The sequence below is a fragment of the Ruegeria sp. SAZA006 genome, assembly GCF_059613465.1.
In genome coordinates this window covers 114,871-137,755 of the sequence record NZ_JBXWSO010000003.1, presented here as the reverse complement: position 1 = coordinate 137,755, position 22,885 = coordinate 114,871, and the positions used below count along the sequence as shown (strand labels likewise).

Below are 22,885 nucleotides of genomic sequence, written 5' to 3'. Positions count from 1 at the left end.
TCCAGCAGGTAATCAGCCGGGAAACAAAATTTCGCCGAGCCCGCGCCCCAGGCGCCAATTCGGATAGTTAGCGGAGGAGCCCACGATGGCCGAAATTGAACGCGAAGCGATGGAATACGACGTGGTGATCGTGGGCGCAGGCCCGGCGGGCCTGTCGGCGGCCATTCGTCTGAAACAGCTGGACGCCGACCTGAACGTGGTCGTGCTGGAAAAGGGCTCGGAAGTGGGTGCGCATATCCTGTCGGGCGCGGTGTTGGATCCGTGCGGTCTGGATGCGCTGATCCCCGATTGGAAGGAAAAGGGCGCGCCGCTGAACGTGCCGGTGCGCGAAGACAACTTCTATATGCTGGGCGAGGCCGGCAAGCTGCGCATTCCCAACTGGCCGATGCCGCCGCTGATGAACAACCACGGCAACTACATCGTCTCGATGGGAAATGTCTGCCGCTGGATGGCCGAACAGGCCGAGGCGCTGGGCGTGGAAATCTTCCCCGGCATGTCCTGTTCCGAACTGGTCTATGGCGACAATGGCGAGGTCAAGGGTGTCGTGGCCGGTGTGTTCGGACTGGAGCCCGACGGGTCCTATGGCCCCAACACCGAGCCAGGGATGGAACTGCACGGCAAATACGTCTTCCTGTCGGAAGGGGTTCGCGGATCGCTGTCCAAGGAAGTGATCGCGAAATACGATCTGTCAGCCGGGAAAGAGCCGCAGAAATACGGCATCGGCATGAAAGAGATCTGGGAGGTCGATCCCGCCAAGCACAAGGAAGGCAGCGTCACCCACACGATGGGCTGGCCGCTGGGCGGCAATGCCGGGGGCGGGTCGTTCATCTATCACCTGGAGAACAACCAGGTCTATGTGGGCTTCGTGGTACACCTGAACTACAAGAACCCGCACCTGTTCCCTTACATGGAATTCCAGCGGTTCAAGCATCACCCGGTGGTGGCCGACCTGCTCAAAGGCGGCAAGCGCGTGGCCTATGGCGCCCGCGCGATCACCGAGGGCGGATATCAGTCGATGCCGAAGCTGGTGGCACCGGGTGTCGCGCTGCTGGGCTGCTCGGCGGGCATGGTCAACGTGCCGCGCATCAAGGGCAACCACAACGCGATGCTGTCGGGCAAGGCCGCGGCCGAGGCCGCGTTCGAGGCCATCAAGGCCGACCGGTCGGGCGACGAACTGTCCGCCTATGAAGACGAGGTGCGCAACGGTGCGATCGGCCGCGACCTCAAGAAGGTTCGCAACGTCAAGCCGCTGTGGTCGAAATACGGCCTGACCGCTTCGCTGGTGCTGGGCGGTATGGACATGTGGACCAACACGCTGGGCTTCTCGCTGCTGGGGACGCTGGGCCATGGCAAGAACGACGCCGAGGCGACCGAGGATGCCAACAAGCACACCCCCATCGACTATCCGAAGCCCGATGGCACGCTGTCTTTCGATCGTCTGACCAACGTGGCGTTCTCGTTCACCAACCATGAAGAAAGCCAGCCCTGTCACCTGAAGCTGACCGACCCCGAGATTCCGGTAAAGGTCAACCTGCCCAAGTTTGATGAACCGGCGCAGCGGTATTGCCCGGCGGGCGTGTACGAAGTGGTGAAGGACGAGGCCGAGCCTCGATTCGTGATCAACTTCCAGAACTGCGTCCACTGCAAGACCTGTGACATCAAGGATCCCAGCCAGAACATCACGTGGACCACGCCGCAGGGTGGGGACGGACCGAACTACCCCAACATGTAGGCAAAAACCCGGGCAATGGCGGGGCCGTGAACGCTCGGCCATTGCCTCTGGCGGGCCAAGGCCCTAGCTTATCCTGCAATTGTAGGCAGACAAGGCAGGTATTAGGTGGTTTCACTGGTTCGTCGCACGGCGCTGGCCGTGTTTCTTGCGACAGCAGCTGTCGTTCCGGTTCACGCTGATTCCGGCGCGGGATCCTATCTGGCTGGACGCCAGGCCATCTATGAAAGCGACTACAAGGCTGCCGAGGAGTACTACTCGAAGGCCCTGATTTTCGATCCGGGCAACACCAAGCTCAAGGAAAGCGTGCTACTTGCGCGTGTGGCGCTTGGCGATGTGGAACGCGCACTGCCCATCGCCGAGGACATGGAGGCAAACGAGCAACCCAACCAGGCCGCGCGCATGGTTGTTTCCGCCAAACTGGTATCTGACGGAAAGTTCGACGAATTGCTGGCCCGTGACCCGGAAAACCAGGGCGTTGGCCCGCTGGTCGATGGGTTGATGACGGCCTGGGCGCATCTGGGCAAGGGCGAAATGACCAAGGCGATGGCGCAGTTCGATGAGGTCGCCCAGCAGGACGGTCTGCGGGAATTCGCGCTGTATCACAAGGCGCTGGCGCTGGCGTCGGTTGGCGATTTCGAAGGGGCCGAGGCGATCTTTGCGGCCGACGACAGTATCGTTGCGCGATTCTCGCGACGTGCAGCGCTGGCGCGGGTCGAAGTGTTGTCGCAGCTCAACCGCAACGACGAAGCTCTGCAATTCCTTGAAAACGTGTTTGCGGCGGGCAGCGATCCGTCGATCGAGACCTACGTGGACACGCTCAGCGCTGGTGGCACCTTGCCATTCACCCATGTCGGATCGGCCACCGAAGGCGTAGCCGAGGTCTTTTTCTCGGTCGGGGCGGCGTTGAACACCGAGGCCGCACATGACTATGTGCTGCTCTACGCGCGGATCGCGACTTACCTCCGGCCCGATCACATCGATGCGATTCTGCTGAGCGCGGAACTGCTTGAGCAGTTGAGCCAGTACGACCTGGCCGCCGAAGCCTATCGAAAGGTTCCCACGGATAGCAGCGATTTCCACGCAGCCGAACTGGGGCGTGCCGAAATTCTGGCTCAGTCTGGGAAACCGGATGCGGCGATCGAAGTGCTGGAAAATCTGGCGGCCCGGCAGCCCAACCTGCCCAGTGTCCATGTCGCCTTGGCCGACCTGCAGCGGCGTCAGGAAAACTACGCCGCAGCTGTAACCTCGTATGACCGAGCCATCGAGCTGACCGAAACCGGTTCAGGTGGCAACTGGTTCCTGCATTACGCCCGCGGCATCTGCCATGAACGTCTCAAGGCCTGGGACAGGGCCGAGGCAGATTTCAGGCGTGCCTTGGAGTTGAACCCGGATCAGCCGCAGGTTTTGAACTATCTCGGGTACTCGCTGGTCGAGCGGCAGGAAAAACTTGAAGAGGCGCTGGACATGATCGAGCGCGCCGTCGCGATCCAGCCTGACAGCGGTTATATCGTCGACAGCTTGGGCTGGGTCCTGTTTCGCTTGGGCCGGTACGACGAGGCGGTCGAGCATATGGAGCGCGCCGTCGAACTGATGGCCGTGGACCCGGTGGTCAACGACCACTTGGGCGACGTCTACTGGGCCGTCGGGCGCACCCGTGAGGCCGATTTCCAATGGCGGCGCGCGTTGTCCTTCATCGATCCCGAAGATACCGATGGCGAGGCCGACCCCGATCGGATCCGTCGCAAACTCGAGGTCGGGCTGGACGCGGTGCTGGCCGAGGAAGGCGCGGCCCCCCTGAAGGTCGCCAATGGCGACTGAGGCCTTTGCGCCCGCGAAGATCAACCTTTCCCTGCATGTGACCGGTCGGCGGGCCGACGGATACCATCTGCTGGACTCGCTGGTCGCCTTTGCCGATGTGGGAGACACGTTGATCCTGTCACCCGGGCCCGAGATTCGCCTGACCGTGACCGGGCCCCATTCTGCCGGGGTGCCGACCGACGACCGCAACCTCGTCTGGCGGGCCGCTCAGGCGATGGATTGGAGCGGGCAAATCCAGTTGGACAAGGTTCTGCCGCATGGCGGGGGAATCGGCGGCGGCTCATCGGATGCGGCTGCGACTTTGCGGGCCATCGCCGGGCAAGACGCGGAGGTCCCGCTGGAAACGGCTTTGGCACTGGGCGCAGATGTTCCTGTTTGTGTACTGGGCAGAGCCGCACGGATGCGGGGCATTGGTGACCGTGTCGCCCCGGTTGCATTGCCCGCTTTGCCAGCATTGCTGGTCAATCCGGGTGTTCCGGTTCCGACGGGGCCGGTGTTCAATGCGCTGGCTTCGCGCGACAATCCGGGGATGCCGGATGAGATCCCGGCATTCGAAACGCCAGAGGCCTGCGCTGACTGGCTGGCCGGGCAACGCAATGATTTGCAGGAAGCGGCAATTGGCTTGGCGCCCCAAATTTCAGACTTGTTGCAGGCGCTGGGTGAAACGCGGGACGTTCTGCTGGTGCGCATGTCGGGGTCGGGTTCGACCTGCTTTGCGCTGTACCCGTCCATGAAGGCCGCACATTTTGCAGCCTACGAGATTGGTGTTTCCCAGCCGGACTGGTGGTGTCGCGCCAGCGTACTCAGCTGAGGCGGGACACGACGTAATCGGCCAGATCGCCGAGCAGGTCGCGCAATTCGTGATCGGGCAGCGCGGTCAGAGCGGTTTTGGCCTTGGCTGCCCAGGCCAGAGCGTCTGTCCGGGTCTCCTCCAAGGTGCCGTATTTGCGCATGAGGTTCAGGGCTAGGCCCAGGTCTCCATCCTGTTGCCGACCCTTCTCGATCGTGCGCTCCCAGAACGCACGCTCGTCGGGTGTGGCCTGGGCCACGGCCTTGATCACTGGGAGGGTCAGTTTGCGCTCGCGGAAGTCGTCGCCCACGTTCTTTCCGGTTGTCTTGCTGTCGCCCTGGTAGTCCAGCAGGTCGTCGGCGATCTGGAAGGCGATGCCCAACGCGTCGCCATAGGCGAACAGCGCTCGGACCTGCTCCTCGGACGCACCGGCGATCACGCCGCCCACCTCGGTTGCCGCGGAGAACAGCGCGGCGGTCTTGCCGCGCACCACCTGCAGGTAGACGGCCTCATCCGTGCGCAGGTCGGTGGCTGCGGTCATCTGCAGCACCTCGCCCTCGGCAATGGTGGCCGAGGCATTGGCCAGAATGTCCAGAACCCGCAAAGACCCGGTTTCCACCATCAACTGGAAGCTGCGCGAAAACAGATAGTCACCGACCAGCACGCTGGACTTGTTGTCCCACAGCAGGTTGGCGGTGGGCCGGCCGCGCCGCTGGGCGCTTTCGTCCACGACGTCGTCGTGCAACAGCGTGGCGGTGTGGATGAACTCGACCGTGGCGGCCAGTCGGATGTGATGGTCACCGCCATAGCCGAACAGCCGCGCGGCGGCCAGTGTAAGCATCGGGCGCAGGCGTTTGCCGCCGGCTTCGACCAGATGCGCGGTGACTTCGGGGATGCGGGGCGCGTGTTCCGAGGCCATGCGGGTGCGGATCAGAGTGTTTACCGCCTCCATTTCCCCGGCCAAAATCTCGGCCAGTCGCTCATGCGGTTTCGAGATCGTGCTGATCGTCATCACACTCCTGATACAAGGCTCGACTTTCGTCCTGCCTTGCCCTTACATCCATCCCCATGAAAGAACTTCTGCGCAGCACCGATCCGACCATCATTGCCTTTGCATCCGCTCTTCTTGAGGGCGAGGATATAGACTGCTTTGAGATGGACGTAAATATGAGCGTCCTCGAGGGAGGCATCGGAATCTTTCCGCGCCGCCTCATGGTTCGGACCGATGACCTCGAGCGGGCAGAGCGGGTGATGCGTGACAATGACATTCCGCTGGGAAGATGACCGGGTTTCCTGACAGGGCGCTGACTTGCAACGACTTTCTGGGTGGCCGCCTAAAGCTGTGGCAGCCGCGAGACGGTTATCGCGCCGGTGTCGATCCGGTGCTGCTTGCTGCCGCAGTTCCGGCCAAAGCCGGGCAGTCGGTGCTGGAGCTGGGCTGCGGGGCGGGTGCTGCGGTTCTTTGTCTCGCGACCCGCGTACCTGGTCTGCGCTCGACCGGGATCGAGCTTCAGGCCGACTATGGCGATCTGGCCGCAAGAAACGCGCAATGCAACGAGATTGATCTGTCCGTTCACGTGGCCGACCTGTCCAATATGCCGACTGATCTGCGTCAGCAGCACTTCGACCACGTGATCGCAAACCCGCCCTATTATCGGCCCGGTGCACATAGCGCGGCCGTCGATGCTGGTCGGCGAACGGCGCTGAGCGAGCAGACGCCGCTGTCCGACTGGTTTGATGCGGCAGCGCGCAGGCTGGCACCGCGCGGGTACTTGCACATGATCCAGCGCGCGGAACGCTTGCCCGACATGCTGACGGCCTGCGTGGGTCGGTTGGGCTCGGTAGAGGTTCTGCCCATCGCGCCGCGCATGGGGCGCAGGGCCGAGTTGCTGATCCTGCGGGCGCGCAAGGGCGGGCGCGCGGATTTTCGATTGCATGCGCCGCTGATTCTCCACAGCGGTGACCGCCATGAAAGGGACGGCGAGAGCTATACCGACATGGTATCTGGCATCCTGCGCGAGGGCCGACCAGTGCCTTGGCCGGACGCCCGATAGGCAATGACCAGCCGAAATTGTCGGATTTGAACAAGAATCCGAGCGTCTGCAGCGTGACAGGCTGGAAATGATGTGATCAACTTCCCATGTGATATTCAGAAACTGAGAAGGAGGATCGCCATGAGCGTAAGCGCACATCTGACGGAACTGAAGAAGAAGCACGAAATCCTCAGTCTCGAAGTGGAACAAGCCCAGCGCTCGCCCGGTATCGACGATCTCCACATCGCTCAACTCAAAAAGAAGAAGCTGAAGCTGAAGGAAGAGATTGAACGCCTGTCGGCTTAATGTCGCAGGCTGGCGCGTGCCGCGATTGCAGCGCCGCCGGTAACAAGCAATGCCGCGATCGCCAGCGTCCAGGATGGCGTGGCGATCCCGGCGACCACAAGCACCAAAGTTGACAACAGGGGTGCCGCGTACGAGCTGGTGCCCAGCATCTGGATGTCACCGTGCTTGACCCCGATATCCCAGACATAGAACGCCAGCCCAACAGGCCCCAACCCCAGGGCAACAGTCGACATCCAGGCCAGTGCATCGGGCGGCCAGACCGTCTGCTCAAGGCTGAAATGCAGGATCCACGAGGCGATGGCGGTCAGCACGCAGAACACTGCTACCGAGCTGGTCGGCGTTTGACCCAGCCTGCGCGACAATACGGAATACCCCGACCACGTAAGGGCGCACAAAAGCGCCAGCGCATAGCCCGGCAGATGTTCGGCCTGAAACCCTGCGGTTCCGCCGCCAGTGATGATCAGCGCGGCCCCGGAGAAGCCCAGACAAGCCCCGAGCAGATGGCCGAGACGCAGGGTTTCACCAGGAAGCAACCCTGAAAAAAGAACGATCAGCAAGGGCCAGAGGTAGGCGATCAATCCGGCCTCGGCCGCAGGTGCCATGCGCAGGGCCGAAAAATACAGGGCGTGGTATCCGAACAAGCCAACCGTGCCGAAGGCGAATACCTTCCAACTGACCCGTTTCAGTTGCGCAAGCCCACCGCTGCGCCACGTCCAGATCAAGCCAAGGGTTCCGCCGATCGTAAAGCAGATGGCGTTCAGCAAAAGCGGCGGGGTCGGCGCCGAGCCAACCGTGAACAGCGCCAGCAGTGCCCACAAAAGGACGGCGACAAAACCGATGGCGGTGGCGCGGTTCTTTGTCATGCGGGGGGGATATCCTCGACGGGTATGATTTCCAGACCGTCGGATATGTGCGCGGTTTTTTCGATCTCTGCAAGGAACCAATCCCGGAAGGCGGCAATCTGAGGGCGCGTCTCTTCGCCCGAACGGCACAGGAACCGGAACCGGGCCTTGGTTTCGACGGCGGTTTTGAAGGGCATCACCAGTCGGCCTTCGATCACATCCTTGATGATCATCGGGCGCCGTCCCAACGCGACACCGACACCCGCCACCGCGGCATCAATGGCGTGATCCGCGTTCGAGAAATGTGCGCCATGAGTCGGCGTGAAGTCCACCCCGACCGCGCGAAACCAGGCGGGCCAGTCACAGGGTGGATTCAGGAAATTGATCGAGTCATCGTGGATCAGGGGCGCTTTGGTCAGATCCTGCGGCGTCGGAAACCGGGCCGCAAGCTCGGGCGTCATGACCGGTGTCAGCCATTCTTGCCGCACGGGAACTGAATACAGCCCGTCATCCTGCCCGTACCCGAACCGGATCGCGACATCCACGTCGTCGCGCTCGAAATCGAGATTGCGCAGCGTGGCTGAGAATCTCAGGTCGATCTCGGGATGGGCGCGGGCGAACTCGTACAGGCGGGGGGCCAGCCATTTGGCTGTCAGGGCCGGCCCAGCGGTCACGGTCAATGTCGTGTTGTCCTGCAGGCGGCGGGTGGCCGACCAAGCCGCCTGCAGCGCAGCAAACCCTTTTTCCGTGCCCGGGGCCAGGGTTCGTCCGGCCTCGGTCAACTCGACCGCACGGTTCAATCGGCGGAACAACGGCTGGCCCAAATGCTCTTCCAGAGACTTGATCTGAAACGACAGCGCGGCCGGTGTCACGTTCAACTCGTCCGCGGCCTTGGCGAAGGACATATGGCGGGCGGCGGCATCAAAGGCCCTGAGGGCGGTGAGTGGGGGAAGTCGGTCGCTCATCTTCACATAAGATTTTCTAAACTGAATGTGGAAAAACTCTCGTTTGTACCCATTGAAAACAATAGGCATGTTGAGTGCAAGTCAAGTTCACCTTTAGTAGAAGGGAAAAGCCATGATCGAGATGACGACCAATCCTGCCGCACAAAAGGCAATTCTGCGCGCTCATCATGAGCGCGGCAAGGCGATCCGGAGTTTTTGGAAGTGGGTTCTGGGTTCCCGCTGAACGCTGCGCGCGCGTTCTTACGGGATCAAAGAAGGGCCGACCCGTTGGGTCGGCCCGTTTTCATTTGAGCCGCGATCAGACGAAAAACTGCGCGCCGTTGGCCGAAATCGTCGACCCGTTGATGAACTGCGAATCTTCCGAGGCCAGGAATGCGACGCAGCGGGCAATTTCCTCGGGTTCGCCCAAACGGCCTGCAGGGATCTGACCAATAATGGCTTCACGCACCTTTTCCGGAACGGCCATGACCATCTCGGTCGCGATGTATCCGGGGCAGATGGCGTTTGCGGTGATGCCGGCGCGCGCGCCTTCCTGAGCCAAGGATTTGACGATGCCCAGATCACCGGCTTTGGTGGCGGCATAGTTCACCTGAGCGAACTGGCCCTTTTGCCCGTTGATCGAGCTGATTACGATCACCCGCCCGAACTTGCGTTCGCGCATGCCGGGCCAGACGGGATGTACGGTGTTGAACACCCCGGTCAGGTTGGTGTCGATCACCTGGTGCCATTGTTCCGGTGTCATCTTGTGGAACGGCGCGTCGCGGGTGATGCCGGCATTGGCGACAACGATGTCGATCGGGCCGAGTTCGGCTTCGACCTTTTCGATGCCCGCCTTGGACTCGTCATAGTCGGCCACGTTCCATTTGTAGGTCGCAATGCCGGTTTCCTCGGTGAACTTGGCCGCGGCTTCGTCATTCCCCGCATACGAGGCGGCTACATTGTATCCTTCGGCCTTGAGCGCTTTGGAAATTGCTGCGCCGATGCCGCGGGTGCCGCCGGTTACGAGTGCTGTACGTGCCATTTAGGACTCCTCCAAATTTTATCGTGTTGGTAATTCTGTTACTCTGAGAGATTGTGTTGCGCAATATCGTTTCGTCGCGAGCTGGCTCTTTCCGTTTGGTGATATTGTCGCATCCTAGGGATATTCCCGGAGTGTAACAAAAAAGGGCGCCCATTGGACGCCCTTATTCGTGACTTGTCAAAGCACTTATACGCGCTCCACGCACAGGGCGACGCCCATGCCGCCTCCGATGCAGAGGGTTGCCAGACCCTTTTTCGCGTTCCGGCGCTTCATTTCGAACAGCAGCGTGTTCAGAACCCGGCAGCCGGATGCTCCGATCGGGTGGCCGATGGCGATGGCGCCGCCGTTCACGTTCACGATCGAGGGATCCCAACCCATGTCCTTGTTCACGGCGCAGGCCTGTGCCGCGAAGGCTTCGTTGGCTTCGACCAGATCCAGATCGTCAACCGACCAGCCGGCCTTTTCCAGCGCCTTGCGCGAGGCATAGATCGGTCCGACACCCATGATCGACGGGTCCAGCCCGGCGGTCGCATAAGACGCGATGCGGGCCAGCGGTTCGATCCCGCGCTTTTCGGCGTTGTCGGCAGACATCAGCAGGGTTGCCGCCGCGCCGTCATTCAGACCCGAGGCGTTGGCCGCAGTCACCGAGCCGTCCTTGGTGAAGGCCGGACGCAGCTTGGCCATCGCCTCCATGGTTGCGCCGTGACGGATGTACTCGTCACTATCCATCACGATGTCGCCCTTGCGGGTCTTGATGGTGAAGGGGACGATCTCGTCCTTGAACTTGCCGGCCTTCTGCGCGGCCTCAGCCTTGTTCTGGCTGGCCACCGCAAACTCATCCTGCATATCGCGGCTGATCTGCCACTTCTCGGCCACGTTCTCGGCGGTCTGGCCCATGTGGTAGCCGTTGAACGCATCCCAGAGGCCATCGCGGATCATGGTGTCGATGTATTTCATGTCGCCCATCTTGTGGCCCGCGCGAAGCGATGCGGCGTGGGGGGACAGGGTCATGTTCTCCTGCCCACCAGCGCACACGATCTCTGCATCTCCCAACTGGATGTGCTGAGCGCCGAGGGCAACGGCACGCAAGCCTGAACCACAGACCTGGTTGATGCCCCAGGCCGCGCTTTCCTGCGGCAGGCCGGCGTTGATGTGCGCCTGGCGTGCGGGGTTCTGGCCTTGGGCGGCCGTCAGAACCTGACCCATGATGGTTTCGCTCACCTCGGACTTGTCGATCCCGGCGCGCTCCACGACGGCTTCGAGGACGGCAGCGCCCAGATCATGTGCGGGGGTGTTCGCAAAGGAACCGCCAAAGCTGCCGACGCCTGTGCGTGCGGCGGATGCGATTACTACGTTGGTCATACAGTCAATCCTTTACCGTCAAGGTCCTGTGGGAAATCTGACGGCGCAGGTCGCACAGAGCCTCTCTGGCGATGCAAGAGCGCCTCGTGATCCCCCGCTCCAGCACTGTCTGCCATAGCGCAATGCTGCACGTGCAGCAACGGACAGCTTGTCTCATGGGAAAGCCTCGGCCGAATTGCGCCCAAGGGAATTAGGTTCAACTTCCTGTTTTAGCTTCTTTTTCCGGCTGCCACGGGGCTTTCACCGTCGGAGCGCCGAATAGATAGCCCTGCAGGCAGTCCACACCGCTGGCTACCAGAAACTCGGCATCTTCACGAGTTTCGACCGATTCGGCGATGACCAGAATCTCAAACTCACGGGCGACGGCGATCAGCGCGCGCACCAGCGCCTGATTGTCCGGGTTGGTGCTGACACCCCGTACGAACTGCCCGTCGATCTTCGCCGCGTCAAAGAAGAACTCGCGAAAATACCTGAAGCTGAAGTTGCTGGCGCCGAAGTCGTCCAGCGCAAAAGCGATCCCGCGATCCTGAAGCCGGTCCATGAAATCGACCACCAGTTCGGGAACCTGCATTGCCGAGCTTTCGGAGATTTCGAGGATAAGCCGCTCGCCCAGCGTTTTGTCCCGTTTGAGAAACCGGTCCAATATCCGTGACCAGCGCGCGTATCCGATCGAGCGTGCGGACATGTTGATAGAAAGCCGGATTTCCGGATTTCTCGACAGGGCGCGCAATCCTTTTTCCAATGCTATGCAGTCCAGTTCCCGGCCGATTGGTGTGTTTTCCACCTGCGGCATGAACTCCCGCGCGGGGATCACGCGGCCGGTTTCGTCCAGCACGCGGATGAATGCCTCGTAGAATGCGACGCCGTGCGGGTCGCGCGCTTGCATGACGGGCTGGAACGCGAGGCGGCATTGCTGATGCTTGACGGCCTCGGTCGCCATTTGAACGGTCGAAGTGTCCCGCGCGGCGACGGCCGAATTCAACGGGCTGTCCCCACCTTCTGGCAGATCTGCAAAGTCCTTTTTCCGCATCGATGCCGAATCCCCGTACGTTTCCGAAACCGGTCAGCACGTAGTTTCGGGTCGTACCGGTGAATTTGCGGTTAATGCGCGTCGGGAATCAGTGGGTGGGATCAGCGGGTCGTCTGGGCTGCGTGGCGCAATTCGACCACGGCGCCAATCACGGCACCCAGGAAGCCTGTGCCCACCATAGCCACTCCAAGCATCATTACCGCCGGGGCAGGCTGCTGCCCAAGGGCGCTGAGCATCGCGATTACCAGGCCCAACAGACCGGTCGCGGTGAAGATGGCAGTAACGCGGGACATGGTGGAACTCCGACCGAACAAACTTGTCACTTGTCCGGATATGGAGCACGCGCGCCGGAATTCAAGCGCCCGCCCGGCAGACGCCGCCAGTCTCAGGCCTGTTTTGCCTGTTGGTTGGGCAGGTTTTCGTCGAATTGCTCGAAACCGGGCGTTCCGAGATCTTCGGGGTGGCTCGCCAGGTGCTTGGCCTTGATCTGCTCGGAGCTGTCGCGGCTGCCGTCATGGCTGTAGCCCGGCGGGGCAAAGCAATAGGCCAGCCGCTGTTTCAGGGTCAGGCCCGGCTGGGTCGCGTCCCGCCAAATGGCCACCCATTCGTGAAAGGCCACCCGCAGCGGGTTGAAGGTGCCGATATTGTGCACCAGGCCATAATCGACCTGGTCGTCCTCCTGCTCGGGGACGAAGGTGCCGAAGAGCTTGTCCCAGATGATGAACACCCCGGCATAGTTGCAATCCAGATAGCGCGCGTTGCGGCCGTGGTGGGCGCGGTGGTGGCTGGGCGTGTTCATGACCGCCTCGAACCAGCGGGGCATCTTGCTGATGGCCTCGGTGTGAATCCAGAACTGGTAGATCAGGTTCAGGCCGCCGCAGAACAAAACCATCGCCGGGTGGAACCCCAGCAGGATCAGCGGCGCGCGCACGACCATCATGAAGGTGAAGGTATATGTCCAGGTCTGCCGCAGGGCGGTTGTCAGGTTGTAGTGCTGCGAGCTGTGGTGGTTCACATGGCTGGCCCAGACCCAGCGGATGCGGTGTCCGAACCGGTGCACCCAGTAATAGCGCAGGTCATCCAGCACAAAGCACAGGATGATCACCGGGATCGATGTGCCCAGATCCAGCGGCGTGATCTTCCACAGCCACATGAAGAACCCGTAGGCGATAAAGCCCAGCAGGAACCCGGACGCGATGTTGCCCGCCCCCATGATCAGCGAGGTCACGGCGTCGCGGGTCTCATAACGACCGCCACGGCCCTTCACGGCAATCCACAGGAATTCGGCCAGGATGGCGGCGATGAAGAACGGCACGGCCCATTGGACGACATCGGGAAAGCTGATCTGGTCGGTCATGCGGACTCCAGCAGGTGGCGCCAGTGGCGGCGCTCGGTTTCGTCAAGGCGGACGGTGACGCCGGGGGTGGCGAAGTCGTGGAACTGGACCTCGATGCCCTCGGGGTGGTCGATCCAGTCGAAATCGCGCAGGTGGCGGGCCACCGTGTCGGCGCCAAAGGACCACAACAGGCCCGGCCCGGTCTCGGTGCGCAGCAATGCGGCATGTCCGTCATGGGTCAGGGTGACGTCGATGATGGTGTCGTCGGGGAAGTGGCGCACCCATTCGGCGCGCGCGGTATCGGCGCTCAGCACGCGCTGACGCGATCTGCCCGTCAGATGCAGCAGTATGGTGATGCCGGCAATGCCACCGACCACCAGAACCAGCAGGATTTCCAGCGGCATGATGTCCTCCCGCGGACAGAGTGCAAGCGGGGTCAGGCCCTGTCAAAGGTGGCGTTGCGTCAGGGGCCGTCGTGTGGCTCCAGCAGCTCGTGCCGGACAACGCGCTCGACGAAGGGCACCAGCCCCTCGGGCCCCGAGGCGCGATCTTTGAGGTGAATGCAGATATCCGGCCGCCGCGCCGCGATGATGCCCACCAGTTCGCCGCGCACCTTGTCATCGAGGCCCGCGCCCATGATCGCGCAGGCGATGCGCGGTTCGGCGTCCAGTTGCCGCCGCACCTCGTCGGGATCATGCGCACCCAGCCACCGGATCGGAAGGTGGTCCAATTGCCGCGCCACGTCGCCGACCACGTTGGGCAGCCGGCCAATCAGCAAAACCACCGGTTTCATCTCAGCCTCCTGTCTGTTGCCAATGAAAAACCGGCCCTGTTCAGGCCGGTTCCAGTCTAGCACAAAAGGCCCGTCAGGTGGTCAGCTTTCGGGGTTCAGCAGGGCCGAGATGATCGCCTTGGCGCTGTCCGAGTTCCATTCGGCATCGCCGATCAGCCGTGCGATTTCCCGGCCGTCAGGGTTGATGATTATGGTGATCGGCAGGCCGACGATACCCATCTCGCGGGCGACGGCCTGTTTCGGGTCCTGGTGGCGGGGCAGGTTGGTGATGCCGTTTTCATCAAAGAACTTCTTGATCCCCGCGGGCGAGTTGCGCCCGGTGGCCAGCGTCAGAACCTCGAACTGGTCTCCGCCGAATTCCTCCTGCAGCTCGGCGATCTGGGGCATCTCCTTGCGGCAGGGCGCGCACCAGGTGGCCCAGAAGTTCAGCAGAACGTATTTGCCGCGATAATCCGCCAGCGTGGCGGTGCCGCCGTCATCTTCCAGCTGGAATTCCGCGTCCGAGACCGGTTTCGGCTCGGAATGCAGGATCAGGCGTTTCAGGCTGCCGTCGCGCAAGTCGGCCAGGGCCTGTGTGTCGGCGGCCAAAGCGGCATTTGCACCCAGCGCAAGGGCCATATAAAGGGGGATCAGACGAAACAGGCGCATATCAACTCCGGGTTTTCCAGCATGACCGAACAATCCTCGAACCAGATGTGGGGCGGCCGCTTTGCCGCCGGACCAGACGCGATCATGGAGGCGATCAATGCCTCGATCGGGTTCGACCGACGGATGGCGGCCCAGGACATCGCGGGCTCGCGTGCCCATGCCGCCATGCTGGCCGCCACGGGCGTCATAAGTGATAGTGATGCCGAGGCCATTCGGGAAGGGCTGCTCACCGTTTTGTCAGAGATCGAACGCGGTGAGTTCCAGTTCTCGACCGCGCTGGAAGACATCCACATGAATGTCGAGGCGCGGCTGAAAGAGATCATCGGCGAGCCCGCAGGCCGCCTGCACACGGGCCGCAGCCGCAATGACCAGGTGGCGACCGATTTCAAACTGTGGGTCCGCGATCAGCTGGACGCCGCCGAATCCGGCCTGCTGGTCCTGATCCGCGCGCTTTTGGCGCAGGCCGAGGCCGGGGCCGATTGGGTCATGCCCGGTTTCACCCACCTGCAGACCGCGCAGCCGGTGACCTGGGGCCATCACATGATGGCCTATGTCGAGATGTTTGGCCGCGACCTTTCCCGCGTGCGCGACGCGCGGGCGCGGATGAATGAATGCCCGCTGGGCGCGGCGGCGCTGGCCGGCACGTCCTTCCCGATCGACCGGCACATGACAGCGCAGGCGCTGGGCTTTGACCGGCCTGCCGCCAACTCGCTGGATGCGGTCAGCGATCGCGATTTCGCGCTGGAATTTTTGTCGGTGGCCTCGATCTGCGCGGTGCATCTGTCGCGGTTCGCCGAAGAACTGGTGATCTGGTCTTCGGCCCAGTTCCGCTTTGTCACCCTGTCCGACCGGTTCTCGACCGGCTCGTCGATCATGCCGCAGAAAAAGAACCCCGACGCAGCCGAGCTGATCCGCGCCAAGGTGGGTCGGATCTTTGGCGCCAACACGGCGCTGATGATGGTGATGAAGGGCCTGCCGCTGGCCTATTCCAAGGACATGCAGGAAGACAAGGAACAGGTCTTTGATGCCGCCGACAACTGGATGCTGGCGCTGGCCGCGATGGAAGGCATGGTCAAGGACATGACCGCCAACCGCGACAGCCTGGCCGCTGCTGCCGGCTCGGGCTTTTCCACTGCGACCGATCTGGCCGACTGGCTGGTGCGGGTGCTGGGCCTGCCCTTCCGTGACGCGCATCACGTCACCGGATCGCTGGTCGCCCTGGCCGAGAAGAAGGGCTGCGACCTGCCCGATCTGACGCTCGAGGACATGCAGTCGGTCCATGCGGGCATTACGCAGGATGTCTATTCTGTCCTTGGCGTGGATAATTCGGTAAACTCGCGCCAGTCCTATGGCGGTACGGCCCCGGACCAGGTCCGGGCGCAGATCGCCCGCTGGAAGGAGATGCTGGAATGACAACCTTGCGTGTGATTGCCCTGATCGGGGCCGCCTTGGCTTTGGCGGCCTGCGGCGCCGACGGAGAGCCCGTCCAGCCGACCCTGAACGCCAATGTGGGCGTTTCGACCAGTGGCACATATGTGAGCGGGGGCGTCGGCCTGCACCGAGGGCCCCTCAGCGTGTTTCTGGGGATCTGAACGCTCTGTGGTTGAAAGCGACGTGCCAGTCGCCATTTAGCAAGTGATCCAACTAATGAAGGCAGCGAAATGAAACCACTCGGCCTTATCCTGTCGCTTGCCGTGCTGGCGGCCTGCGAAACCACGAATCCGCCGCGCTCTCAGCCAGTAGAAGAGCCCGCGCGCTCGGGGGCTGGAGTGTCCGTATCCGGATACGCGCGGGCCGGGGTGTCGACGAATTTCTGAATGAGCGCTTGATGCGCTCAGCCGGCCACAGGGTGCCCGCGCTGCCGCAGACACTCGATCAGAATGTCACGCCGGGTGTTGCGCATCTCGGCGGCTCCGGCGACGGCACCTGCCGCTGATCCCACCGCTGCGCCGGCTATGGCGCCTTCTGTGTTTCCAACCGTGTCGTCCGAAATACCTGCCAATGCGCCGACCCCGGCGCCTATCAAGGCCTGTGTCCGGGTTTCCGGGTTCCACAGGCCCTGAGACTTGGCCAATGCGCGGCACTGGTCCAGATCAGCGGCGTAAGCCGGGCCGGGCTCGGCAGACAGGACGGGTTGGTGTTGGGCCCCGGTGCCGCTGCATGCGGCTGTGACCAGGGCCAGCGGCAAGACGGTCAATGCGAATCGTTCCTTGAACAGCATGAGTTGTCTTTCTTTGTAGGTATTCCGGTGGGAGCCGGAGCCACTTCCTTTTGCTGTGGCTTCGGGCCCTATGCGAGTGCGCGCCGGGCGGGTTCAGAGGTGACCCAGGCCACGATGAGCCAATGCCAGGATGTAGAAAGCCAGGATGAAATCCAGAATCTCGATCAGTCCCAGCATCAGCGGAATCGGGTCGGGTGATGAGGGGAAGACATGACCCAGGTCCAGCAGGACCACGAAGATGTACCCCCAGGCCGCCACGATGGCGCCCCAGCTTGCCGTTGCCGAGCCGCGCAGCATAGCCACCGCCGACCCCACGGCCAGCAGGGCAAGCGCGATCAGAAAGGCGTTGAAACCCCAGAACACCGTTCCACCCAGCCCGGAAAAGTCCCGGGTCTCGATAGGGCCGCCGGGGACCAGCGTGACAAAGCTGGCGACGAGGACAAGCATGAGTTTGGCGGCTGTCGCCGTGGGTTGGGAGGCCATAGGACGCGTTGGACCGGCGTTGATTTGTGACGAATGCGCCATGACAGAATCCTTTTAATGACTGGCGGGTCATAAATGGAGGTGGTGTTACTGACCGTCAAGTCATTAAAAGATTGAATTTGCGTGACGCTGCGTCCAATCTGCGTCAAGAAAGGCGCGCCGGAAGAAAATCGAGGGGCAAGATGCCGAAGATCGTCGATCGCGAAGAGATGCAGGGGCGGATATTGGATGCCGCCATGGCCTGCTTTCTGGATCAGGGCTATCACGCCACCAAGATGCAGGACGTGGCCCATCAGGCCGGGATGGCCAAGGGCACGTTGTATCTGTATTTCCAAAGCAAGGAGGCTTTGCTTCTGGCGTTGCTGCAGCGATACTTCGAGGATATCCGCGCCCGCATCAGCGACATCCCGGCCCCGCAGACGCTGGACCAGTTCATGACCGGGCTGCGTCTGTCCATGCCCGCCGACCGTCTGGCTGCAACGCGGCTGTTCTTTGACGTGCTGGGCCCCGGATTTCAGGACCCGCGCGCGGCCGAGATCATTGGCGCATTCTTCGCCTGGCTTGCCGATCATTATGCGGCTCAGTTCGCTCCCTTGATCCGCGCGGGTGAAATCCGCGGCGATCTCGGTGCGCAGGCTGCAGCGCAGGCGGTGACGGCGATGCTGGATGGGCTGGTGATCCATCTGGCGATCTTCGGGGGCGATGAAAGCGACTTTGAAGCGCGGCGCGACGCGACCCTTTCGCTACTTGAGGCCGGCCTGCGCGGATAAGCCATTGCGCCCGACTTCTGTGCGGTTAGCACCGGATTGCGTGCCCACGTCGCAAATCCCGTTGATCCACAGGCCTGTTTTGGTCTAAGCGCGCAGATATGGATCACTTTCTTTACCGCGATGGCGTGTTGTGCGCCGAGGACGTCCCGGTCGCCGAGATCGCGGCTGCGGTCGGCACGCCGTTCTATGTCTATTCCACGGCGACGCTGCTGCGGCACTACAACCTGTTCGACGAGGCGTTGGCAGGTACCGACCACGTGGTCTGTTATGCGATGAAGGCCGCCAGCAACCAGGCCATTCTGAAAACGCTGGCGCAGGCGGGCGCGGGGATGGACGTGGTTTCGGGCGGCGAGTACCTGCGGGCCAAGGCAGCGGGCGTGCCGGGCGAAAAGATCGTGTTCTCGGGCGTCGGCAAAACGGCCGAGGAAATCCGCATCGCACTGACAGGCGGGATTCGCCAGTTCAACGTCGAATCCGAGCCCGAGATGGAGGTGATCAACGCCGTCGCGCAGGAACTGGGCGTGATCGCGCCGATCACTGTTCGGGTGAACCCGGACGTTGACGCCAAGACTCACGCCAAAATCGCCACAGGAAAATCCGAAAACAAATTCGGCATCCCGATCGCCCGCGCACCCGAGGTCTATGCCCATGCGGCCAGCCTGCCCGGCCTGAAGGTGGTGGGCATCGACGTGCATATCGGCTCGCAACTGACCGATCTGGAGCCGTTCCGAATGGCTTACTCCAAAGTCGCCGAGCTGACCGAACAGCTGCGCGCACAGGGTCACGGCATTCACCGTCTGGACTTGGGTGGCGGGCTGGGCATTCCCTATGCCCGTTCGAACGAAGCACCGCCGCTGCCGTTGGAATACGGTGCGATGATCAAGGAAACACTGGGCCATCTGGGCTGCGAGATTGAGATTGAGCCGGGCCGTCTGATCGCGGGCAACGCGGGGCTGATGGTGTCGAAGGTGATCTATGTGAAGTCGGGCGAAGGGCGCGATTTCCTGATCCTCGACGGGGCAATGAACGATCTGATCCGCCCGGCCATGTACGACGCCTATCATGACATCGTTCCCGTCATTGAGCCCGCGCCGGGGGTCGAACAACGCCCCTATGACATCGTCGGGCCGGTCTGCGAGACCGGGGATACCTTTGCGAAACAAAGGGCGATGCCACCGCTGAACCCGGGGGATCTGGTCGCATTTCGCAGCGCCGGCGCCTATGGCGCGGTTATGTCCAGTGAATACAACACCCGGCCGCTGATCCCCGAGGTTCTGGTGAATGGCGATCAATTCGCGGTTATTCGTGAACGGCCAACCTTTGACGAAATCATAAACCGCGATACCATACCTGAGTGGCTGTGACGCGATAACCGCGCGGGCCCGACCCGGAGGCCTGACGTGACCGACACTCGCAACCTGCCGATCCCCAGACTGTCCCTGTTGCTGACGCGCACGGGGATGCTGGCCGAGCAGGTGATGCGCGCCTTTTGGCCGTTCCTGTCGATTGCGGCCCTGATCATGGCGGCCTTGCTGCTGGGTCTCCACGACCTGGTCGGCGTTGAAACCGTCTGGATCATCGGAACCGCATCCATTCTGGCGTTGACGGTTGCATTGGTCTGGGGTGCGCGGAGGTTTCGGTTCCCCACCCGCACGCAGGCGCTTGTCCGACTGGACGAGACACTGCCGGGCCGTCCCATCCAGGCATTGCTGGACGATCAGGCCATCGGGGCGATGGACGAAGATTCGCGCGCTTTGTGGCAGGCCCATCAGGCGCGCATGGCCGCCCGCGCCGCGCAGGCAGGACCGGTCAAGCCTGACCTGAACCTTGCCGCTCGTGACCCCTACGCGCTGCGCTATGCGGCGCTTTTGGCGCTGGTGGTCGGATTGCTGTTCGGATCGTTCTGGAAAGTTGGATCGGTCGCGCAGATGACACCCGGTACGGCCGTGGCCGGCCAGGGCCCCAGCTGGGAAGGCTGGGTCGAGCCGCCTCGCTATACCGGCCTGCCGACGCTGTATCTGGCCGATCAATCCGGTCCGACGCTGACAGTGCCACAAGGCAGCCGCGTCACTTTGCGCTTCTATGGCGAGGTCGGCGCGCACAGTTTGACCGAAACCAGTTCCTTAGCTTCCACCACGACAGCAACCGATCCGGATCAGGAGTTTGTCGTCGAGCGTTCGGGCCGATTGTCGATCGAAGGCCCTGCAGGGCGTGACTGGGGTGTCGAGGTCATTGCGGACGCGCCGCCGGTAATCGCCGTGGCCGAACCCGCCACCGCCGAGGCTGGTGGCCAGATGAAACTGCCGTTCTCGGCACGTGACGATTATGGCATTCTGTCAGGAACCGCGTTGATCGAATTGGACCTGGCCGCGGTGGATCGTCGCCATGGTCTGGCCGTTGCGCCCGAACCACGCGACGCGGTCACCATCGACCTGCCCATGCCGATCGCTGGTGACCGGAGCGATTTCACGGAAGACCTGATCGAGGATTTTTCGGAACACCCTTGGGCGCACCTGCCGGTCAAGATTACCCTTTCGGCCGTCGATGCCGCTGATCAGGTTTCCGAGTCGGATGTCTACCGAACCGACCTTCCCGCCCGCCGGTTCTTTGATCCGCTGGCTGCGGCGGTGATCGAGCAGCGTCGCGATCTGCTGTGGTCGCGCGACAACGCCAAACGGGTGGCTCAGCTGTTGCGGGCGGTTTCGCACCGGCCCGAAGATGTCTTCCGTTCGGAAACCGCATATCTGCGACTGCGCTACATTCTGCGCCGGTTGGAAACCTTTACGGAATTCGGCCTGGGCCCCGAACAGCAGGCCGAGATCGCGCAAGCCCTGTGGGATTTGGCCATCCTGATCGAAGAAGGCACGCTCGCCGATGCGCTGGAGCGGATGCGCCGCGCTCAGGAGCGTCTGACCGAAGCGATGCAGAACGGTGCCAGCGATGAGGAAATCGCCGAGTTGATGCAGGAGCTGCGTGAAGCGACCGACGAGTATCTCCGTCAACTGCAGCGACTGGCGCAGGAAAACCCGGACGGCCAGCAGGGCCAGCAGAACCAATCCGGCGAATCCATGCAGATGACGCAGGATGACCTTCAGCGGATGATGGACCGGATACAGGAACTGATGGAGCAGGGCCGCATGGCCGAGGCCCAACAGGCGCTGGAGGAGTTCCAGCAGATGATGGAAAACATGCGCGTGACCCAAGGCCAGGGACAGGGGCAACAATCCGAAGGCCAGCAGGCCATGGAAGGTTTGGCCGAAACCCTGCGTGAGCAGCAGGGCCTGAGCGACGAGGCCTTCCGTGACTTGCAGGAGCAATTCAATCCCGGCGCGCAGGCCGGTGAAAGCCAAGGCAATGAAGGCCGCTCGGGCGGTCAGGGACGCGGCCAGAGCCATGAGGGTCAGGGCGGTCAGGGCCAAGGATCGGATCAGGTGGGCGAAGGCCAGCAAGGACAGGGGACACTGGCCGACCGCCAACAGGCGCTGCGCGATGAACTGAACCGCCAGCAGCAGAACCTGCCGGGCGCAGGAACACCCGAAGGTGATGCCGCACGCGAGTCGCTGGGGCGTGCAGGTCGAGCCATGGATGAGGCTGAAGATGCCCTGCGGAGCGACGACCTTGCCGAAGCGATCGACCGCCAGTCCGAAGCAATGGAGGCGTTGCGCGAAGGGATGCGCGAGCTGGGTGAGGCAATGGCCCAGAACCAGCAGAACCAGCCCAGTCAGGGTACGCAGGACAGCGACATGCAGGCCAACAACCGCGATCCGCTGGGTCGGAACCCGGGTGCTGCAGGCTCGATCTCGACCGAGGAGAACCTGCTGCAGGGGGATGATGTGTATCGCCGTGCCCGCGAGTTGCTGGATGAAATCCGGCGCCGCACCGGCGAAACCGACAGGCCCAGAATCGAACTGGAATACCTAAAAAGGTTGCTCGAGCGGTTCTGACCGGCAGAGTTACTCGGTCGCGGAGCCAGCCTGCGATTCCAGCCAGACCCGGGCCTGATCGACAATCGAGACATACGACTGCAACACGGGCTCGGCCTGGGGAACTGCCTCGCTGATCTGGCGGGCGTTGCCGTAGACCAGGAACAGGATGACCCCGATGATCAGGATCAGCGCAAAGCCGCGCAGGAACCCGCCCGATTTCCGCGGCGGCGCCTTGGCGGGCTCTGCCTCGGCGGGTGCGTCGTCGCTGCGCAAAGTCGAATTGATGCTGTCCACATCCGGCAGCGCCTCTTTCTGACCGGTTCCCGCGGCGGTTTCGGTCGCCGCAGGAGGTGTCGGCTTGGGGGCCGGTTCCGGCTGCTGATCCAGACCTAGATCCGGCTGGCTTTCCAGGCCGGACCCTTCCTTGGCGCGCAGTTCGGCCTCACGCGCGGCTTCCTCCCGCAGGATTGTCGCAACGGCCGGATCGACGTTGCCGGTCGGAGCGGCTGGCCGGGCTTCGTCCTCGGGATCGGGCTGTTCGGCTTTGACCTCTTCGTCTTCTTTCTGCTCCGGTTCGGGCGCAGCAGCTTCGGCGGCTGGCGGCTCAGACGCATCCGAGGGCGCGCTTTCGGCCGGCCCGTCATCGGTTTCAGCCGCGACAGGCTCGGCCTCCGGGTGTTTAGGTTGGAACCAGGTCTGCTCGCAGCTCGAGCATTGCACGTCTCGACCTTCCTCCGGAATGACCTCATCCGGAACCTCGTACTGGGCATTACAGTTCGGGCATGTTAGTCGCATACTGCCTCCCCGGC

General features: G+C 62.5%; 26 protein-coding genes. 12 read left to right on the top strand and 14 right to left on the bottom strand.

The genetic code is table 11. The features are described 5' to 3' along the window. Positions 1-85: 85 nt before the first annotated feature. From AC2FNZ_RS01585 to AC2FNZ_RS01575, 3 genes are all read left to right on the top strand, one after another. The gene (locus AC2FNZ_RS01585; RefSeq protein WP_496839313.1) at positions 86-1,732 is read left to right on the top strand and encodes an electron transfer flavoprotein-ubiquinone oxidoreductase; all 1,647 of its coding nucleotides are present in this window, start codon (positions 86-88) and stop codon (positions 1,730-1,732) included. Positions 1,733-1,837: 105 nt separating this feature from the next. Next, positions 1,838-3,550 (top strand): tetratricopeptide repeat protein, encoded by a 1,713-nt coding sequence (locus AC2FNZ_RS01580; protein ID WP_480722248.1) that lies wholly within the window; start codon positions 1,838-1,840, stop codon positions 3,548-3,550. Next, complete coding sequence (locus AC2FNZ_RS01575; RefSeq protein ID WP_496839312.1) at positions 3,540-4,361, top strand: 4-(cytidine 5'-diphospho)-2-C-methyl-D-erythritol kinase; 822 nt, start codon at positions 3,540-3,542, stop codon at positions 4,359-4,361. Before AC2FNZ_RS01580 ends, AC2FNZ_RS01575 begins: the two co-directional genes overlap by 11 nt. Here the strand turns inward: AC2FNZ_RS01575 and AC2FNZ_RS01570 are convergent. Further along, the gene (locus tag AC2FNZ_RS01570) at positions 4,354-5,352 is read right to left on the bottom strand and encodes a polyprenyl synthetase family protein (RefSeq protein WP_496831972.1); all 999 of its coding nucleotides are present in this window, start codon (positions 5,350-5,352) and stop codon (positions 4,354-4,356) included. The genes AC2FNZ_RS01575 and AC2FNZ_RS01570 overlap by 8 nt on opposite strands. A gap of 56 nt (positions 5,353-5,408) precedes the next feature. On the opposite strand from AC2FNZ_RS01570, the gene AC2FNZ_RS01565 reads away from it, so the two are divergent. From AC2FNZ_RS01565 to AC2FNZ_RS01555, 3 genes are all read left to right on the top strand, one after another. Continuing rightward, positions 5,409-5,624 carry a putative signal transducing protein gene (locus AC2FNZ_RS01565; protein WP_093963516.1) on the top strand — a complete coding sequence of 72 codons (216 nt, stop codon included), beginning with the start codon at positions 5,409-5,411 and terminating at the stop codon, positions 5,622-5,624. After that, the gene (locus tag AC2FNZ_RS01560) at positions 5,621-6,394 is read left to right on the top strand and encodes a tRNA1(Val) (adenine(37)-N6)-methyltransferase (RefSeq protein ID WP_496839311.1); all 774 of its coding nucleotides are present in this window, start codon (positions 5,621-5,623) and stop codon (positions 6,392-6,394) included. Before AC2FNZ_RS01565 ends, AC2FNZ_RS01560 begins: the two co-directional genes overlap by 4 nt. A 120-nt stretch (positions 6,395-6,514) precedes the next feature. Then, positions 6,515-6,679 (top strand): YdcH family protein, encoded by a 165-nt coding sequence (locus tag AC2FNZ_RS01555; protein ID WP_170342251.1) that lies wholly within the window; start codon positions 6,515-6,517, stop codon positions 6,677-6,679. On the opposite strand, the gene yddG is transcribed toward AC2FNZ_RS01555, so the two are convergent. The 10 genes from yddG to AC2FNZ_RS01505 form a co-directional block, all read right to left on the bottom strand. Further along, complete coding sequence (gene yddG / locus AC2FNZ_RS01550) at positions 6,676-7,542, bottom strand: aromatic amino acid exporter YddG (protein WP_170342250.1); 867 nt, start codon at positions 7,540-7,542, stop codon at positions 6,676-6,678. The genes AC2FNZ_RS01555 and yddG overlap by 4 nt on opposite strands. Continuing rightward, positions 7,539-8,486, bottom strand: a complete 948-nt coding sequence (locus AC2FNZ_RS01545; RefSeq protein ID WP_170342248.1) for a transcriptional regulator GcvA — start codon at positions 8,484-8,486, stop codon at positions 7,539-7,541. Before AC2FNZ_RS01545 ends, yddG begins: the two co-directional genes overlap by 4 nt. Before the next feature lie 298 nt (positions 8,487-8,784). Next, complete coding sequence (gene phbB, locus AC2FNZ_RS01540) at positions 8,785-9,507, bottom strand: acetoacetyl-CoA reductase (RefSeq protein WP_093963512.1); 723 nt, start codon at positions 9,505-9,507, stop codon at positions 8,785-8,787. A gap of 186 nt (positions 9,508-9,693) precedes the next feature. Then, the gene (locus AC2FNZ_RS01535; protein WP_093963511.1) at positions 9,694-10,869 is read right to left on the bottom strand and encodes an acetyl-CoA C-acetyltransferase; all 1,176 of its coding nucleotides are present in this window, start codon (positions 10,867-10,869) and stop codon (positions 9,694-9,696) included. Between the two features lie 196 nt (positions 10,870-11,065). Next, positions 11,066-11,899: an EAL domain-containing protein gene (locus AC2FNZ_RS01530; RefSeq protein WP_170461008.1), complete on the bottom strand. Its 834-nt coding sequence runs from the start codon at positions 11,897-11,899 to the stop codon at positions 11,066-11,068. Positions 11,900-12,000: 101 nt separating this feature from the next. Next, the gene (locus tag AC2FNZ_RS01525) at positions 12,001-12,192 is read right to left on the bottom strand and encodes a hypothetical protein (RefSeq protein WP_093963509.1); all 192 of its coding nucleotides are present in this window, start codon (positions 12,190-12,192) and stop codon (positions 12,001-12,003) included. 92 nt (positions 12,193-12,284) lie between these two features. After that, entirely contained in the window at positions 12,285-13,256 is a 972-nt protein-coding gene (locus AC2FNZ_RS01520; RefSeq protein WP_496831961.1) for a sterol desaturase family protein, read from the bottom strand. Then, entirely contained in the window at positions 13,253-13,639 is a 387-nt protein-coding gene (locus AC2FNZ_RS01515) for a hypothetical protein (protein WP_496839310.1), read from the bottom strand. The genes AC2FNZ_RS01520 and AC2FNZ_RS01515 overlap by 4 nt, the downstream gene beginning before the upstream one ends. Positions 13,640-13,698: 59 nt before the next feature. Next, positions 13,699-14,028, bottom strand: coding sequence for a hypothetical protein (locus tag AC2FNZ_RS01510; RefSeq protein ID WP_093963506.1), 330 nt, complete (start codon positions 14,026-14,028; stop codon positions 13,699-13,701). An 81-nt stretch (positions 14,029-14,109) separates the two neighbouring features. Beyond that, positions 14,110-14,676, bottom strand: a complete 567-nt coding sequence (locus AC2FNZ_RS01505; RefSeq protein ID WP_496839309.1) for a TlpA disulfide reductase family protein — start codon at positions 14,674-14,676, stop codon at positions 14,110-14,112. A 21-nt stretch (positions 14,677-14,697) separates the two neighbouring features. Between AC2FNZ_RS01505 and argH the strand changes: the two genes are divergently transcribed. From argH to AC2FNZ_RS01490, 3 genes are all read left to right on the top strand, one after another. Then, complete coding sequence (argH, locus tag AC2FNZ_RS01500) at positions 14,698-16,089, top strand: argininosuccinate lyase (RefSeq protein ID WP_496839308.1); 1,392 nt, start codon at positions 14,698-14,700, stop codon at positions 16,087-16,089. Then, complete coding sequence (locus tag AC2FNZ_RS01495; protein WP_170510491.1) at positions 16,086-16,268, top strand: hypothetical protein; 183 nt, start codon at positions 16,086-16,088, stop codon at positions 16,266-16,268. Before argH ends, AC2FNZ_RS01495 begins: the two co-directional genes overlap by 4 nt. A 69-nt stretch (positions 16,269-16,337) precedes the next feature. Next, positions 16,338-16,493, top strand: a complete 156-nt coding sequence (locus AC2FNZ_RS01490) for a hypothetical protein (RefSeq protein ID WP_170510494.1) — start codon at positions 16,338-16,340, stop codon at positions 16,491-16,493. A 17-nt stretch (positions 16,494-16,510) separates the two neighbouring features. Here the strand turns inward: AC2FNZ_RS01490 and AC2FNZ_RS01485 are convergent, their stop codons facing one another. Next, positions 16,511-16,897: a glycine zipper family protein gene (locus AC2FNZ_RS01485; protein ID WP_093963502.1), complete on the bottom strand. Its 387-nt coding sequence runs from the start codon at positions 16,895-16,897 to the stop codon at positions 16,511-16,513. Between the two features lie 93 nt (positions 16,898-16,990). Beyond that, a complete protein-coding gene (locus AC2FNZ_RS01480; RefSeq protein WP_093963769.1) occupies positions 16,991-17,344 on the bottom strand; it encodes a DUF8051 family protein in 354 nt (117 codons plus the stop codon). A 218-nt stretch (positions 17,345-17,562) separates the two neighbouring features. Here AC2FNZ_RS01480 and AC2FNZ_RS01475 point away from each other — a divergent pair, with 218 nt between their 5' ends. From AC2FNZ_RS01475 to AC2FNZ_RS01465, 3 genes are all read left to right on the top strand, one after another. Further along, complete coding sequence (locus AC2FNZ_RS01475) at positions 17,563-18,150, top strand: TetR/AcrR family transcriptional regulator (protein ID WP_496839307.1); 588 nt, start codon at positions 17,563-17,565, stop codon at positions 18,148-18,150. Positions 18,151-18,248: 98 nt separating this feature from the next. After that, a complete protein-coding gene (gene lysA / locus AC2FNZ_RS01470; protein WP_496839306.1) occupies positions 18,249-19,514 on the top strand; it encodes a diaminopimelate decarboxylase in 1,266 nt (421 codons plus the stop codon). A gap of 36 nt (positions 19,515-19,550) precedes the next feature. Beyond that, the gene (locus tag AC2FNZ_RS01465) at positions 19,551-22,094 is read left to right on the top strand and encodes a TIGR02302 family protein (protein ID WP_496839305.1); all 2,544 of its coding nucleotides are present in this window, start codon (positions 19,551-19,553) and stop codon (positions 22,092-22,094) included. Positions 22,095-22,103: 9 nt separating this feature from the next. On the opposite strand, the gene AC2FNZ_RS01460 is transcribed toward AC2FNZ_RS01465, so the two are convergent. Further along, entirely contained in the window at positions 22,104-22,871 is a 768-nt protein-coding gene (locus AC2FNZ_RS01460) for a zinc-ribbon domain-containing protein (RefSeq protein WP_496839304.1), read from the bottom strand. Between the last annotated feature and the right edge of the window lie 14 nt (positions 22,872-22,885).

Excerpts from the sequence above, each read along its gene's own strand:
- AC2FNZ_RS01510 (WP_093963506.1), bottom strand. The coding sequence starts at position 14,028 with ATGAAACCGGTGGTTTTGCTGATTGGCCGGCTGCCCAACGTGGTCGGC.
- AC2FNZ_RS01530 (WP_170461008.1), bottom strand. The coding sequence starts at position 11,899 with ATGCGGAAAAAGGACTTTGCAGATCTGCCAGAAGGTGGGGACAGCCCG.
- AC2FNZ_RS01520 (WP_496831961.1), bottom strand. The coding sequence starts at position 13,256 with ATGACCGACCAGATCAGCTTTCCCGATGTCGTCCAATGGGCCGTGCCG.
- AC2FNZ_RS01535 (WP_093963511.1), bottom strand. The coding sequence starts at position 10,869 with ATGACCAACGTAGTAATCGCATCCGCCGCACGCACAGGCGTCGGCAGC.
- AC2FNZ_RS01515 (WP_496839310.1), bottom strand. The coding sequence starts at position 13,639 with ATGCCGCTGGAAATCCTGCTGGTTCTGGTGGTCGGTGGCATTGCCGGC.
- AC2FNZ_RS01485 (WP_093963502.1), bottom strand. The coding sequence starts at position 16,897 with ATGCTGTTCAAGGAACGATTCGCATTGACCGTCTTGCCGCTGGCCCTG.
- AC2FNZ_RS01560 (WP_496839311.1), top strand. The coding sequence starts at position 5,621 with ATGACCGGGTTTCCTGACAGGGCGCTGACTTGCAACGACTTTCTGGGT.
- AC2FNZ_RS01585 (WP_496839313.1), top strand. The coding sequence starts at position 86 with ATGGCCGAAATTGAACGCGAAGCGATGGAATACGACGTGGTGATCGTG.
- AC2FNZ_RS01475 (WP_496839307.1), top strand. The coding sequence starts at position 17,563 with ATGCCGAAGATCGTCGATCGCGAAGAGATGCAGGGGCGGATATTGGAT.
- AC2FNZ_RS01570 (WP_496831972.1), bottom strand. The coding sequence starts at position 5,352 with ATGACGATCAGCACGATCTCGAAACCGCATGAGCGACTGGCCGAGATT.
- AC2FNZ_RS01490 (WP_170510494.1), top strand. The coding sequence starts at position 16,338 with ATGAAACCACTCGGCCTTATCCTGTCGCTTGCCGTGCTGGCGGCCTGC.
- AC2FNZ_RS01480 (WP_093963769.1), bottom strand. The coding sequence starts at position 17,344 with ATGCTTGTCCTCGTCGCCAGCTTTGTCACGCTGGTCCCCGGCGGCCCT.
- AC2FNZ_RS01505 (WP_496839309.1), bottom strand. The coding sequence starts at position 14,676 with ATGCGCCTGTTTCGTCTGATCCCCCTTTATATGGCCCTTGCGCTGGGT.
- lysA (WP_496839306.1), top strand. The coding sequence starts at position 18,249 with ATGGATCACTTTCTTTACCGCGATGGCGTGTTGTGCGCCGAGGACGTC.
- AC2FNZ_RS01565 (WP_093963516.1), top strand. The coding sequence starts at position 5,409 with ATGAAAGAACTTCTGCGCAGCACCGATCCGACCATCATTGCCTTTGCA.
- AC2FNZ_RS01545 (WP_170342248.1), bottom strand. The coding sequence starts at position 8,486 with ATGAGCGACCGACTTCCCCCACTCACCGCCCTCAGGGCCTTTGATGCC.
- AC2FNZ_RS01525 (WP_093963509.1), bottom strand. The coding sequence starts at position 12,192 with ATGTCCCGCGTTACTGCCATCTTCACCGCGACCGGTCTGTTGGGCCTG.
- AC2FNZ_RS01460 (WP_496839304.1), bottom strand. The coding sequence starts at position 22,871 with ATGCGACTAACATGCCCGAACTGTAATGCCCAGTACGAGGTTCCGGAT.
- AC2FNZ_RS01555 (WP_170342251.1), top strand. The coding sequence starts at position 6,515 with ATGAGCGTAAGCGCACATCTGACGGAACTGAAGAAGAAGCACGAAATC.
- phbB (WP_093963512.1), bottom strand. The coding sequence starts at position 9,507 with ATGGCACGTACAGCACTCGTAACCGGCGGCACCCGCGGCATCGGCGCA.
- yddG (WP_170342250.1), bottom strand. The coding sequence starts at position 7,542 with ATGACAAAGAACCGCGCCACCGCCATCGGTTTTGTCGCCGTCCTTTTG.
- AC2FNZ_RS01495 (WP_170510491.1), top strand. The coding sequence starts at position 16,086 with ATGACAACCTTGCGTGTGATTGCCCTGATCGGGGCCGCCTTGGCTTTG.
- argH (WP_496839308.1), top strand. The coding sequence starts at position 14,698 with ATGACCGAACAATCCTCGAACCAGATGTGGGGCGGCCGCTTTGCCGCC.
- AC2FNZ_RS01575 (WP_496839312.1), top strand. The coding sequence starts at position 3,540 with ATGGCGACTGAGGCCTTTGCGCCCGCGAAGATCAACCTTTCCCTGCAT.